15 protein-coding genes are annotated in these 12799 nt (G+C 63.1%); 1 reads left to right on the top strand and 14 read right to left on the bottom strand.

Annotation, left to right across the window (positions count from 1 at the left end; genetic code table 11):
* Nucleotide 1: 1 nt before the first annotated feature.
* The 7 genes from ACQVLG_RS22980 to ACQVLG_RS22950 all read right to left on the bottom strand — a co-directional run bounded on the left by ACQVLG_RS22980 (nucleotide 2) and on the right by ACQVLG_RS22950 (nucleotide 4656).
* Entirely contained in the window at nucleotides 2-1021 is a 1020-nt protein-coding gene (locus tag ACQVLG_RS22980; RefSeq protein ID WP_474291138.1) for a serine hydrolase domain-containing protein, read from the bottom strand.
* Between the two features lie 216 nt (nucleotides 1022-1237).
* On the bottom strand, nucleotides 1238-1417 hold the full coding sequence (locus ACQVLG_RS22975; RefSeq protein ID WP_474291136.1) for a hypothetical protein: 180 nt from the start codon (nucleotides 1415-1417) through the stop codon (nucleotides 1238-1240).
* Complete coding sequence (locus ACQVLG_RS22970; protein ID WP_474291135.1) at nucleotides 1414-1638, bottom strand: hypothetical protein; 225 nt, start codon at nucleotides 1636-1638, stop codon at nucleotides 1414-1416. The genes ACQVLG_RS22975 and ACQVLG_RS22970 overlap by 4 nt, the downstream gene beginning before the upstream one ends.
* Before the next feature lie 113 nt (nucleotides 1639-1751).
* Nucleotides 1752-3023: a hypothetical protein gene (locus ACQVLG_RS22965; RefSeq protein WP_474291134.1), complete on the bottom strand. Its 1272-nt coding sequence runs from the start codon at nucleotides 3021-3023 to the stop codon at nucleotides 1752-1754.
* On the bottom strand, nucleotides 3020-3670 hold the full coding sequence (locus ACQVLG_RS22960; RefSeq protein ID WP_474291133.1) for an MBL fold metallo-hydrolase: 651 nt from the start codon (nucleotides 3668-3670) through the stop codon (nucleotides 3020-3022). The genes ACQVLG_RS22965 and ACQVLG_RS22960 overlap by 4 nt, the downstream gene beginning before the upstream one ends.
* Before the next feature lie 237 nt (nucleotides 3671-3907).
* Nucleotides 3908-4426 (bottom strand): MepB family protein, encoded by a 519-nt coding sequence (locus ACQVLG_RS22955; protein WP_474291131.1) that lies wholly within the window; start codon nucleotides 4424-4426, stop codon nucleotides 3908-3910.
* Nucleotides 4423-4656, bottom strand: a complete 234-nt coding sequence (locus ACQVLG_RS22950) for a hypothetical protein (RefSeq protein ID WP_230538064.1) — start codon at nucleotides 4654-4656, stop codon at nucleotides 4423-4425. Before ACQVLG_RS22950 ends, ACQVLG_RS22955 begins: the two co-directional genes overlap by 4 nt.
* Nucleotides 4657-4749: 93 nt before the next feature.
* Here ACQVLG_RS22950 and ACQVLG_RS22945 point away from each other — a divergent pair, with 93 nt between their 5' ends.
* Nucleotides 4750-5112, top strand: a complete 363-nt coding sequence (locus ACQVLG_RS22945) for a TfoX/Sxy family protein (RefSeq protein ID WP_474291130.1) — start codon at nucleotides 4750-4752, stop codon at nucleotides 5110-5112.
* On the opposite strand, the gene ACQVLG_RS22940 is transcribed toward ACQVLG_RS22945, so the two are convergent.
* The 7 genes from ACQVLG_RS22940 to ACQVLG_RS22910 form a co-directional block, all read right to left on the bottom strand.
* On the bottom strand, nucleotides 5101-6105 hold the full coding sequence (locus ACQVLG_RS22940; protein ID WP_474291129.1) for a 2-hydroxyacid dehydrogenase: 1005 nt from the start codon (nucleotides 6103-6105) through the stop codon (nucleotides 5101-5103). The genes ACQVLG_RS22945 and ACQVLG_RS22940 overlap by 12 nt on opposite strands.
* 86 nt (nucleotides 6106-6191) lie before the next feature.
* Complete coding sequence (locus ACQVLG_RS22935; protein WP_474291128.1) at nucleotides 6192-6503, bottom strand: hypothetical protein; 312 nt, start codon at nucleotides 6501-6503, stop codon at nucleotides 6192-6194.
* Nucleotides 6443-7384, bottom strand: coding sequence for a hypothetical protein (locus ACQVLG_RS22930; RefSeq protein ID WP_474291127.1), 942 nt, complete (start codon nucleotides 7382-7384; stop codon nucleotides 6443-6445). Before ACQVLG_RS22930 ends, ACQVLG_RS22935 begins: the two co-directional genes overlap by 61 nt.
* 44 nt (nucleotides 7385-7428) lie before the next feature.
* Complete coding sequence (locus tag ACQVLG_RS22925; RefSeq protein ID WP_474291126.1) at nucleotides 7429-8619, bottom strand: hypothetical protein; 1191 nt, start codon at nucleotides 8617-8619, stop codon at nucleotides 7429-7431.
* A 2-nt stretch (nucleotides 8620-8621) separates the two neighbouring features.
* Nucleotides 8622-10205, bottom strand: coding sequence for an MBOAT family O-acyltransferase (locus tag ACQVLG_RS22920; RefSeq protein WP_474291125.1), 1584 nt, complete (start codon nucleotides 10203-10205; stop codon nucleotides 8622-8624).
* Nucleotides 10195-11277 (bottom strand): glycosyltransferase family 4 protein, encoded by a 1083-nt coding sequence (locus ACQVLG_RS22915; RefSeq protein ID WP_474291124.1) that lies wholly within the window; start codon nucleotides 11275-11277, stop codon nucleotides 10195-10197. Before ACQVLG_RS22915 ends, ACQVLG_RS22920 begins: the two co-directional genes overlap by 11 nt.
* A 110-nt stretch (nucleotides 11278-11387) precedes the next feature.
* Nucleotides 11388-12797 (bottom strand): lipopolysaccharide biosynthesis protein, encoded by a 1410-nt coding sequence (locus ACQVLG_RS22910; RefSeq protein WP_474291123.1) that lies wholly within the window; start codon nucleotides 12795-12797, stop codon nucleotides 11388-11390.
* Nucleotides 12798-12799: the final 2 nt, after the last annotated feature.

Below are 12799 nucleotides of genomic sequence, written 5' to 3'. Positions count from 1 at the left end.
GTTAATCATGATCACGGCGCCCTGGCCCGTGCGGGAAAATGCCGTCCGTCAGCAAGGTATCGAAGCCTTCGTCGCGCCCGCCGTGCGAGAAGCGTTGCGCGCTGCCGCTGCCGTGCAGGAAGACGCCCAGGCCCGCGTTCTCTATTTGCGGGGTCAGCATCTGTTGCGTCAAGGCTGCCGAGATGACCGGGTTGGACGTGCCGGCCAAGGATTGCTGCACGCCGATGGCGAAGCGCGCCAGGTCCGACGCGTTGGTCCATAAACCGGCCGCCGCCATTTCCGGATACAGGTGCCAGCGTCCCGCCACCAGGCTGCGGTCGGCAAGGTGGCCGCTGGCATTCAGGCGCGCGCGTTCGGCTGGCGGCGGTTGCAGATAGGAGCTCTCCTGCATGCCCAAGGGCATGAGGACCGCGTCGCGCATGTAATCGGGATACGCCTGGCCGCTCACGTCGGCCACCATTTGCTGCATGACGGTATAGCCGCCACCGGAGTAACGCACCTTGCTGCCTGGAACGATGTCAACGCGGATGGGCACGGTATTCGCCGGTTGCTCGCCGTTCAGCACCTGGACGACGGTGGGCAGCGGCGCATTGCTGGCGTAACCGGGGAAGCCGTGCACGGTCAGCCCCGCGTTGTGGCTGAGCAGCCTGCGCAAGGTCACCTTCTGTTCGGCCGTCAGGGCGCTGTCCGGCAGCTTCCACGTGAGCAGCCGGGTATTGACGTCCTCGTCAAGGGCAAGCTTGCCCTGCTCTACCAGGTGCAGCGCCCCCAGCGCGGCTACCGGCTTGCTGACCGAACCGGCCTGGAACAGTGTGTGCGGACCGACCGGCGTCTTGCCGCCCTTTTCCGTGACACCGTACCCTTGCACCCTGACAATCTTGCCGTTGTCGATGATGGCAAGCGACAGTCCGGGGATCTTCCGCATCTGCATTTCGGCTTTGATAATGTCGTCCAATGCGTCCGCCCGGGCGCCACTTGCGAACAACAGGGTAACGATTACTGCCAGGGAATGAACTCGCATGAGCGCCTCTTTCAATGGTGAATGACGGATATCAGTAAGGAAAGGTTGACGATACGTCACCTTGCCCGGCCACCATGCAGCATTGCGACAGGCCGTCAGATATCAGTCATGGGCGGTCATTTTCCCGGATGGGTTGCGGGCCGCATTGGCGGGCGCGAGCGCTTCTGGGCGGTTGCTGCTATTGGCAGCTTGCGCCCCAGAGCGGACGTAATCGCGTCACCACCATTTGCCGAACTTGTTGAGCGCTAAATGCAGCGCAAGCATTGACCCGGCATTGATCTTCAGTCGAATTGCGATGTTGTCGCCATCTTGTGACTGCCTTTTCGAACGAGGATTGATCGTTAGATACTCCTCAGATGAATGCCGTTCGAAGTGAAGTATTGGGTACTCGCTCATGTCATGCAGTCCCGCGTCGCTGCCGTCACGGAGGTCACTTTCGAATTGAACGAGGGCGTCATACGCAAACCAAAGGTGCTCCGCAGTCCAGTTGAAACTCTGGCTTCCGCTTGAATACTCAACTTCAAGCCGGACCGGACGCCGAGATCCATCGGATCTACTTCTGCAAACCAAAGCTGGAACTTGAGGGGGCCTTCGACGAAAGCTACGTCAGCAGCCATCTGAGTCCTTTCCTGGGTGTGGTAATCTCGGGCTATCGCAATGGCCGCTCCTGAACAGTTGCCGCCTTTGGTCATCTTTGGTATTTGAATCAGCAGGCTTGTGATACATGGGCTCACTGCCGCGGTGACATGAGGTCAATTAATCGTTCCAAGAGCGCATTCGTGCGCTTCTGCTCGGCCACCAGGACCTGCCAACCGTTGTCAGCAAGTGCCGGTTCTGGTGCGGGCGGATCGATCCATTCATGCAGATCCAGGCTGTACCACCGGCTAGAATCCGCAAACTCGACTTTCGCAACCTTGCGCTCCAGAGCCCCGGGAACATGCAATTCGATCGCCTCTTTCAACATCTCGCGCGATTGTTTTGTACCGTGGTTCAAGAACACAGTTGTGGCTTTGTCGCCTTCTTCCGGAGGAAGTTTGTGATCAGTAAAAATGTATTGCAGTAATCCGCTCTGGTCGGCATGGCCTGAGTAATAGCCGCCCACATCGATTATCTGCGCGTGGATGTCGTCAAGGCGAAATACCGTGTCGTTGACCTGGATTTCCGTGAAGTCAGGAAGCGCTCCTTCGATACGGCATTTGCCTAATTGTGCCAATTTTCCGCCCAGCGTGCCGCTGGCCATATAACCTGTAATCAGAATCACAGCCTGGTTCGAAGGTAACAGCTGTTCAAGGTGATCGACCACGCGACCTCCCTCGCACATTCCGCCGCCCGAAATCGTAATGTGAGCTGGTGGCGGAACTTTTGGCCTGAGTACTGGCTTCTTACTCTTGTAATCGTTTTTCTTCGAAGAAATCAGTCCTTGGTAGCGCAGCAGATGGGGCCCGAGCGCAATTTCGATGCCGGTCAATTCTTTATTGATGGGGAAAATGGTGCGGATCTTGTCATCGACTTCCGCTTCCGATGACAGTCGCAAGCGTTCGGCCATAAGCCTGTTGCGGTACAGCGTTTCGTCGGGAGCGCGTTTTTGCCTGCGGCATAATTCGGTACCGAAAACGCCGGTCATCCTCAGCGTCAGAGGAGAGTCCACATCGATTTTCAATGCCAGTGGTTTCGTATATCCCATCATAATGGATCGGAACTCAGCGAAATTCACCTTTGCATTGTCGACAAATCCATAGCGCGGTGCGTTGCTCTCATCTGGTTCACGCGCCTCTATCGCATCACGCCACTGCTCTTGCACCGCTTCGGACTGTGCTTCCAATGCCCGCTTGATGCGCCCATTGGTGGCTTCATCCCACGAACCTGCAGCGATGCAATCGGCTATGGAGAAGACCGGTAAGATCGGAATATTGGCAGGCAAGCGGCCGTTTGGTGATTCAAGAATGCAAACTAGATCCAACAGAATTTCCTGCGTCCGCTGTAACGAGAATGCGGGAATCAAAATCTTGCCTCGATTGAACGCAGCATCCTGATCACGTCGGTGAGCGCATCAAGGCGTGCAAGATAATTTGAAAAATGCGGAGAGCGAACCCGTGCCCCATAGGTGCTCTCCACCACCATATATTCAGGCACACCAAACGGCTCCTGCCGACCGGCGAGCAGCGGCTGGCAAGGATTGTCCTTCGTGTTGTTTCCCAGGTCGCCGCTCATGACAATATCTCCACGCGTGCCATCGTCGCGATTCCATGAAATCTTGAGCGACATCGCCCCGAGAATATGGGCAGTGCGTGTGAACGACACGAATAGATCGTCATCGACAGGAATATAGCGTGACAAGCCAAAATCAGGCCGCTGATCCACGCAGCTGAACTGAATCGCTTTGACGTCGTCCTCAGAGTAAAGGCCCGAAGAGAAACGGACACTGTCTAGCAGTGACAGCCGTGCAAGCTGCGCCGTGGCCGTTGTGCAAAAAACGACGCCTTGAAAACCATCGCGATAAAGTTTGGGAATGAGCCCGCAGTGATCGATGTGCGCATGCGTCAGAAGCACAAATTTGATGTCGGCGGCATCGAAAGGAAATTTTTGCCGGTTTTTGAGAAGTGCATGGTTTTCGCCCTGATGCAAACCACAGTCAACCAAGAATTGCACTTCTTTGCGGTCGTAAGAAAAGTGTGTGCATGAGCCTGTTACATGATCGTCACTGGCGCCGATAAATCTAATTCGCATTTAAAACCCTGAAGAAATAAGCGTCTGAAAGTCCTGCTTCTGGACGACAGCGGCCCCAGAGAATAGCGGATTGCCAAGCAAAAAAAATCACACATTGTCACACGACCGCGAATGTCCGCTTGTGGACCGATAGCGGACCAGGCAAAATGGAGCGCAACATCATGCGCCATGCCTTCCAACTGCCCTGCCGCAAACATGAGAACGGAAACAATCACTGCCCCAGCAGCTGTTCCAGCCTTCGCTGATCCCCCGCCGCCACAAACCACTCCCCCTGCCAGCGCTGCGTGCGCTGTGCCTGAACGACTCCGGCGCGCACCAGGGCGGATACACGCGCAGCGCGCGCTTGCCTCCAGCTCCGGCGCGCGACATCACGCCCCGTTCCAGCAGCACGCTGCGCGGGAAGATGAAAAAGCCGTGCCGCGCGCCGCCGTCGTCGGTCACGGCGATGATGACGGCATCGACGGGGTCGGCTTCGTCCAGCGGGGCGATGTCGGCGTCGGGATGGGGGCGCTTCCAGACGGTGACGAACTGGCCCGTTTTCGTCGGCGTGGTCTTGGCCACGCGCAAGACCAGCCGCTTGCCGTGCAGTTCGGCGCGGCAGGCGCCGTAGTCGGCGCTTTCCGCTTCCGCCACGGGCGCTTGCGGCAAGCCCAGGAAGGCCCAGGGACTAGCCTTCATTGCGCGCTGAACTCGGCTGCGGCCTTGGCTGCCCACAGCGCTTCGGCGTGGCTGGCGAACGGGCTGTCGTAGCCGTCGATATTGCCGTCTTCATCGACAAAATACAGCCACCAGCCGCCGCCCTGTTCGCGGATGGCCGTCTGGCCCGGCGCGCAATGGGTTTCAAGCGCCTGATCGGCGGCCAGGGTGGCGATGGTGATGCCGCGGTGAATAATATGCTGGGGTGTCATGGCAGCTAATGCAAAATAAATAATGGCGATAGTGTAGCCGCACCGCCCTGTCCTGGCCAGTGCGCTACACTATTGCTTCCTACGGAGGACAACATGGCATCACAGCAAGGCACGGTGGATTTTTTGCTCGACCAGATGGCGGGCGCGGGCAGTATCAGCGCAAAAAAGATGTTTGGCGAGTACGGCCTGTATTGCGACGGCAAGATGTTCGCCATCGTCGCCGACGACATGCTCTTCATCAAGCCGACGGATGCGGGCCGCGCCTGGATCAGTACCATGGGCACGCTGCAGGAAGCGCCGCCCTATCCGCAAGCCAAGCCGTATTTCCTCATCGATGGCGGGCTGTGGGACGAGCGCGACTGGTTGTCCCAGCTGGCGCGGCGCACGGCCGATGCCTTGCCGCAGCCGAAACCCAAGCCGCCGCCCAAGCCGAAAAAAACGGCATCAAACAGCTAGTACGCTGTTCTCGCACGCCTTGCCCTGCAGGAAGCATTGCAGGTTGTGGTAGGTGATGGCGGCGATCTCGCGCAGCGCCTCGATGGTAAAGAAGCCCTGGTGGCCCGTCACCAGCACGTTCGGGAAGGTCATCAAGCGCTGGAAGACGTCGTCGTCGATGATGTCGGACGAGCGGTCCTGGAAGAACAGATTGCTTTCCTGCTCGTACACGTCGATGGCGAGCGAACCCAGCTGGCGCGATTTGAGCGCCTCGATGACGGCGCCCGTGTCGATCAGGCCGCCGCGCGAGGTATTCACCAGCATGGCGCCCTTCTTCATCAGCGGCAACGTGGCTTCGCTGATCATGTGGCGCGTGCTCTCCATCAGCGGGCAATGCAGCGAGACGATGTCGGCTTCGGCCAGCAGCTGCGGCAGTTCCACCATCGTGCCCAGCTGCGCGAACGCGGGCGCCGGATACGGGTCGTGGCCCAGCACCGTGCAGCCGAAACCTTTAAAAATGCGCGCCGTGGCCAGGCCGATCTTGCCCGTGCCGACGATGCCCACGGTCTTGCCGTGCAAGGTGGAACCCAGCAAGCCGTCGAGCGAGAAATTGCCTTCGCGCACGCGGGCGTAGGCGCGGTGCGTGTGGCGGTTCAGGGTCTGCACCAGGGCCAAGGTGTATTCGGCCACGGCTTCCGGCGAATACGCGGGCACGCGGGCAACGAACAGGCCCAGGCGTCTGGCCGCTTCCAGGTCGAGGTTGTTGTAGCCGGCGCAGCGCAGCAAAATGGCGCGCACGCCGTAGCCGTGCAGCGCTTCCAGCACGGGCGCGTCGAGCACGTCGTTGACGAAGACGCAGACGGCGTCCGCGCCTTGCGCCAGCACTACGGTTTCCTGGCTCAGCAAGGCGCTGTGGTAGACCAGTTCGATGCCAGCCGGATCGGGCTGGGACGGCAAGGCTTCGTCGAAGAAGCGGCGGTCGTAGGGCTGGCTGGCGAAGAAGGCGATTTTCATGGGGCGTCCTGGAACTTGCTGAATGGCAAAACATCATCATAGCGCAAGCGCCCCGCTTCCCGGCGTACGTCTGCCTCCTTGACTGCCTATTTGGGCTCGCGCGGCAAGGTCAGCACGTGGCGCAGGTAGGCCGTTTCCTCGGCGTGCTGCGCGTGGTAGCGTTCGCGCGCGGCGCGCATGGCCGCCTGGTGGGCCGCGATGCTTGCCGTCGTCAGCTCGACGCCGAAATCGGCCGGCACCGGCACGGCGCCGCCGAACAGGCGCGCCAGGATGAAATGGCCCACGTTGTCGCGGTAATGCGATGCTTCCCAGTAATAACGCATTTCGCGCCTGCCCGTCACCTGCGGGATAGGCTCGCTGGTGATGCTGTTGAAGCCGGAAAAATCGTACACGCGCACGTCGCAGCCCTGGCTGCGGTGGCGCTGCGCCAGTTGCGCCAGGTCGCGCGCTGCCACTGCTGCATGGCGTCCCACTTGCCGCGCCAGTACAGGGCGTCGAGCGTGAGCGCGTGCGTGGGGTTGATGTACAGGCGCAAGCGCGTGCCGCCCCGGCACAGCTTGCCGACGCTGGCATCGAAGGCTTGCAGCGCGGGCGCCGTCGGCCCCAGGCCGTCGCCGAATTCCTGCAACCGCGGCTTGAACGCGCGCGCCGTACCCACCCAGCCATGGTTGCGGGCCGTGATGCAGCCCTGGTCGCGCTGGCCGTCCAGGGCCAGGCTGGACAGGCACACGCCGTCATAGCTGCCGCTGAGGATGCGCCAGGTGTCCTGGGTCATGTCGACGGTGAGGCCGCGCTTGATGTTGAGCAAGGCGCGCCGCGCGAAAAACGCGGGGCCGCCAGCCGTCAAGCCCGGCTCCACGCCGGCCGAGCCCAGTTCCAGCGAAAACGAGGGCGCGTCGATGCCCCACACCATGGTGTCGACATGGCTGACCCTGGCCGCGTGCTCGGCCAGGCGGATCGCTTCGCCGATCGAGGCGCCCGAGACGGCGCTGTTGAAGATGCTCTTGCCATCGAACAAGGCGCGCACCCTGGTGGGCAAGCCCATTTCCGTGCGCGAATTGCCGATGTAGACGACGGCGGGCCGGTAGCGGGCCACGGCATACGTCTTGCCCCACACGGCGAGCTTTTCGTAGGTGGGACGCAAACGCTGCACCAGCGGCGTGTCCCACTGGTGCAGCAGATACGGATCGACGTGGTAATTCACGGCGGAGATCAGGGCCAGCGCGGCCAGCGCGCAGGCAAAGAAGATGGCGAGGTAGCGGCGGGCGGTAGTGTCCATGGTCGGCATAGGAAGTGCAGAAGTGGCGTATGCGGAGTCTTGCATCAACGCCGGATCAGCGGCCCGTCCAGCACCTGCTGCGCATAGGCCGTTTCGCGCGCGTGTTCCACACGGTAGCGGTCGCGCGCGGCGCGCATGGCCGCCTGGTGGGCGCCGACGTTGGCTGGCGTCAGCTCCACGCCGAAATCGGCCGGCGCCGGCGTGCCGCCGCCGAACAGGCGCGCCAGGATCAGGTGGCCGACATTGTCCCGGTAATGCGATACTTCCCAGTAATAATGCATGTCGGGCTTGCCGCTGACGAGCGGCGTCGCTTCCGTCGTGATGCTGTTAAAGCCGGAAAAATCAACCAGGCGCACGTCGCAGCCCTGGCGGCGGTGTCGCTCGGCAATACTCACCAGGCCGCGCTGCCAGGCCTGCATGGCATCCCACTTGCCGCGCCAGTGCAGCGCGTACAAGGTCAGCGCGTGCGTGGGGTTGATATACAGGCGCAAGCGCATGCCTTCCCGGCACAGCTTGCCGATGCTGGCGTCAAGCGCCAACGTCGAGGGCGGCGTCGGCCCCAGGCCATCGCCGAATTCCTGCAGCCGCACGGGTATCGCGTCCTTCGTTCCCAGCCAGTGCGCGATGCCCTTGCGGGTGCACGACTCGTCGCGCTGGCCATACACGGCCAGGCTGGAGCGGCAGGTATCGCCGGCATTGCCGGTGAGGATGCGCACGCTGTCCTGCGTCATGTCCACCGTCAGGCCGCGCTGCAGGTTGACCAGGGCGCGCCGGGCGAAAAAGCCCCGTCCGGTCCCCGTCAGGCTGTTTTCCACGCGCGCCGCGCCCATCTCCAGGGAAAAGGTGGGCGCGTCCATGCCCCACACCATGGTGTCGATGCGGCTGACCCTGGCCGCATGCTCGGCCAGGCGGATGGCGTCGCCGATCGAGGCGCCGGACACGGCGCTGTTGAACACGCGCTTGCCGTCAAACAGCGCGCGCACGCCCGTCGGCAAGCCCATTTCCGTGCGCGAATTGCCGATGTAGACGATGGCCGGCCGGTAGCGCGCCACGGCATAGGTCTTGGCCCAGGCACCGAGCTTTTCATTGATCTGGCGCGGGCGCTGCAGCAAGGGACTGTCCCACTGGTGCAGCAGGTAGGGGTCGACCTGGTAATTCAGCAGCGAGACGGCGCCCAGCGCCAGGCCGGCGCAGGCGCAGAAGCAGACAAGGTAGCGGCGGGCGGCGGCGTCCATGCTCAGAACTGGAAATAGAGAAATTCGGTGACCCGGTTCATGCCGAAGATGCAGGCGACGAACAACGCGGCAAAGCCCACGCTCCAGCGGGCCGTGGGGCGCCAGCTGAAGGCCCAGCGCCCTGTCGGCTGAAATATTCTTTCAATGGCAGGCTCGTAGAGAAAGAATATTTCTTGCGTATTCGGCGCCTTGAAGGCCAGCAGCATGGCCGCCAGCAGCGCGGGCAAGCCCGGCCCCATCAGCTCGATCCAGCGGATGCCGTCGAACGCGGGATGCACGCCCCACTGCGCCAGGCTGGCCCCATGGCTGGCCAGGCCGCGCGGCAGGCTCAGGCCGTTCGCCCCCAGCAGCGCGCCCGCGATGTCCCAGGCCGTGGCCACGTCGGGCGCGCGGAAGAAGACCCAGGCCAGCATCACGGCAAAAAAAGTCAGGACGCCGGGCCACCAGCGCAGCCAGCGGTACCCCGGCGCCGCGCCGAAGAGCCGCTGCCACGCCTGCTGCAGCACCAGGTACAGGCCGTGCAAGCCACCCCAGATGACGAAGGTCCAGCCGGCGCCGTGCCACAGGCCGCCCAGCAGCATGGTCAGCATCAGGTTGCGGTAGCGCATGGCTTCGCCGCGCCGGCTGCCGCCCAAGGGTATGTACAGATAGTCGCGCAGGAAACGCGACAAGGTCATGTGCCAGCGGCGCCAGAAGTCCGCGATATTGGCCGCCTTGTACGGTGAGTTGAAGTTCAGCGGCAATTTCACGCCGAACAGGCGCGACAGGCCGATGGCCATGTCCGAATAGCCGGAAAAGTCGAAATACAGCTGAAAAGTGTAGGCCAGCACGCCGATCCACGCCTCGATCAGGGTCGGCGTGGCGCCGGCCGCGAAAACGGGCATGGCCAGCGGCGACAGGTTGTCGGCGATCAGCACCTTTTTTGCCAGGCCTATCGTAAAAATCGACAGGCCGATGGCGAAATTGGCCGCGCGCGGGTGGGCGTTGGCCGGGTCGGCGAACTGCGGCATCATGTCGCGGTGGTGCAGCACGGGGCCGGCGATCAGGTGGGGAAAGTAGCTGACGAACAGCACGTAATGGATGAAGCGGTACTCGCGCACCTCGCCCCGGTAGCAATCGACGAGGAAGGCGATCTGCGTGAAGGTAAAGAACGAGATGCCGATCGGCAAGATGATGTCGAGGCCGGACCACGGCAGGCTGCCAGTATTGGCACCGGCGGCACCGGCGGCGACGGCGACCGCGTTCACGCTGTCGATGAAGAAATTCGCATATTTATAGTAGGCGAGCAAGCCCAGGTTCAGTGCCAGGGCCGCCACCAGCACGCGCTTGCGGGCCGCGCCCGCGCTGGCACTGAGCAGGCGCCCGGCGCCGTAGTTGACGCAGATCGAGGCCAGCAGCAGCGGCAGATAGCGCACGTCCCACCAGGCATAGAAGAACAGCGAGGCCAGCGCCAGCCAAATCGCGGGCGCCAGGCGGCGCCCGCTGGCAGAGGTGCCGCCGGAGGTCGCCCAGCGGTCCAGCAGAAAATAGCCGGCCAGCACGATGGGCAGATAGGCGAACAGGAAGGCGAAGGAATTAAACAGCATGGCGTCTCCTGGCAGGCAAGGATTGCACCTGGTAGTAACATTCGGCGATCCGGGCCGCCACCCGTTCCCACGTAAAGCGTTCCACCAGGGCTTGCACGCGCGCGCGTTCGGGCGGCAGCGCCAGCAGGTCGAGGATGGCCTGGCGCTGCGCGGCGCCATCGTCCCAGGCCACCTTGCGCAGCGCGAACGCGGAATCGGGCAAGTCGAGCGCGCTTTGCGCCGTCATGACGACGGGCGTGCCGGCCGCCAGCGCTTCGAGCACGCTCAAGGGAAACACTTCGCCCTGGCTGGGCAAGGCCGCCACGGCTGCCGCATGGTAGGCGCTGGCCAGCAGCGGGTCGGCGTGGTCGAGCGCGCCCAGCCACCTGACGTACGGCAAGTCCAGCAATTGCTGCAGATACGCCTGCTGTTCCCGGGGCGCGGCGCCGATCAGCACCAGGGGCAAGCCGGCCCCCGCCAGCGCCTGTGCCAGTCCCAGCTGGTTTTTATACGGCGAAATGCTGCCCACCATCAGCGCGAACGGCCCGGTGATGCCCGTCTCGCGCAGGAACAGATCGCCATTGGCCGTGAAGAAATGCGGGTTAATCCCGTTCGGCAAGACGCGGATGGCGTCGGACGGCATGCCGAAGCCTTGCACGATGGCGTCGCGTTCGGCCTCGCCCAGCGCGATCACCACGTCGGCCAGCTGCAGGGCGCGCCGCGTTTGCGCATAGCTCGTTTGCACCATCCACTCCGTCAAGCGCCCTGCCAGCCGGTCGGCCAGCCGCGCGCGCCAGGCGCTGGCGCGGCCCCAGCCCGGCGACAGCAGCGGCGACAGCACCACGGGCACGCCTTGCTCGCCTTGCTCGCTGGCCATTTCCATGATGCGATAAGTGCCATTACTGGCCGAAAACACGTGCAGCACGTCGAAATCGGCCAGCCGCTGATGGTTGGCGTCGACCAGCTGCACGTCCAGGGGCCGTGCCGGTTGCTGGGGCAGCCGGTTCAGCGCGGCGATGGTTTCGCGTACCTGGATCTGCAAGCCGCCGTCGCGCTGGAACAGCATCGGGTAGGACAGGATACCGACACGCATGGTCTTCCTTTCGTGCGCCCGCGCCGCTATCAACGGCTCAGTGCGGTGATTTGACGGCCAGCCAGCGGCCGGCCAGCTTGCGTTGCAACAACAAAAACTCACCGGCCAGTTCATGCTTCAACAGGAACAGACCGGCCAGCCAGCACAGCAAGGTCGCCAGCGCCGTGCCCGCCAGCCAGCGCCAGCAGCGCCGGCGTGTCAATAGGCAGCCACAACAGCGAAGCGACGGGCGCGATGGCGCTGACACCGCACAGCAGCAAGCTCTTGCGCAAGGCCCGCGCCAGGATGCGCCAGTCGAGTGCACTCAAGCGCTGCAGGCAGCCGTAGCTCATCCAGCTGCGCAGCACATTGCTGAGCACCACGGCCCAGGCCACGGCCACCAGGCCGAACGGCGCCGCCGCCAGCAGCAGCGCCACCTTGCTGGCGCCCGCCCAGGCATCGAGCCGCACCTGCGCATGCAACTGGCCCGTCGCCACGAACAGGTAGCGGGCCATGCTGAACATGCTATACACGGCCGAGGACAGGCACATGATGCGGATCAAGGGCACACAGTCCAGCCATTGCGTGCCGTACAACACCTTGACCAGGGGCAAAGCCATACAGGCGAGGAACAGAAAAAACGGCCAGGCCAGCGCCGTCATGTAGCTGATCGTGCGCAGATACACGCGTTCCGCCCCGCCCTGCCCCCCTTGTCCACTCCCCTCCCGCGCGCGGGCCGCGAACAGGGGAAACACGACGGGAGAAATGGCGCTGGTGATGGCCTGGTTAAAAATATTCAGCACGCTTTGCGCCTTGCCGAACAGGGCCAGGCTTTCAATGCCGATCAGCTTGCCGATGATCAGGTCCGGCGCCGCCACGCCCGCCTCGTCGACGAGGCCGCCCCCGGTCGCATACGCGCCAAAGCGGGCGATATCGCCGATGCCGCGCCGTCCCGGCAGCCACGGCAATTCGCGGGGCCGCACCAGCAGGCTCACCAGCAGCGAGGCGCAGGAACCGGCCAGCGCCGCCCATACCATGCTCATGTAACTGTAGCCCTGCAGCGCCAGCAGCACGGCCACCAGCAGGTTGACCACGCTGTTGGCGGCATTGATCGCATAGATGGCGCGAAAGCGCAGTTGACGGCGCAGCATGGGCAAGGTCAAGGCACTGAACGGGATCAGCAGGAAATTGACCGACAGCAGCCGCAGCACGAGGGTCAGCCGGGGTTCGCCATAGAAATGCGCGAGCGGCGCGCTGGCCAGCAGCACCAGGCCCGCCAGCAGCCAGGCGACGAGCAGGCTGGTGGCCAGCGCGGCCCGCAATTTGACGGCATCGAGCCGCTTTTCCTGGATCAGGTATTGCCCCACGCCGAAATCGCGCACCACTTGCGCCAGCGCCACCAGCACGGCCCCCAGCGAATACACGCCCACCTCGGCCGGCGTCAGCAGCCGCGACAGCACCATGGTGGCGACGATACCGAGCAGCAGCACCGTGTATTTTTCGGCAAACGAAAAGAAAAACGAGTGGCGGGTGGCGTTCATCC

The sequence above is a fragment of the Janthinobacterium sp. TPC_1 genome (genome assembly GCF_056037845.1).
Note: the sequence above shows the minus strand (reverse complement) of the source record. Positions and strands in the feature narration are given on the sequence as shown.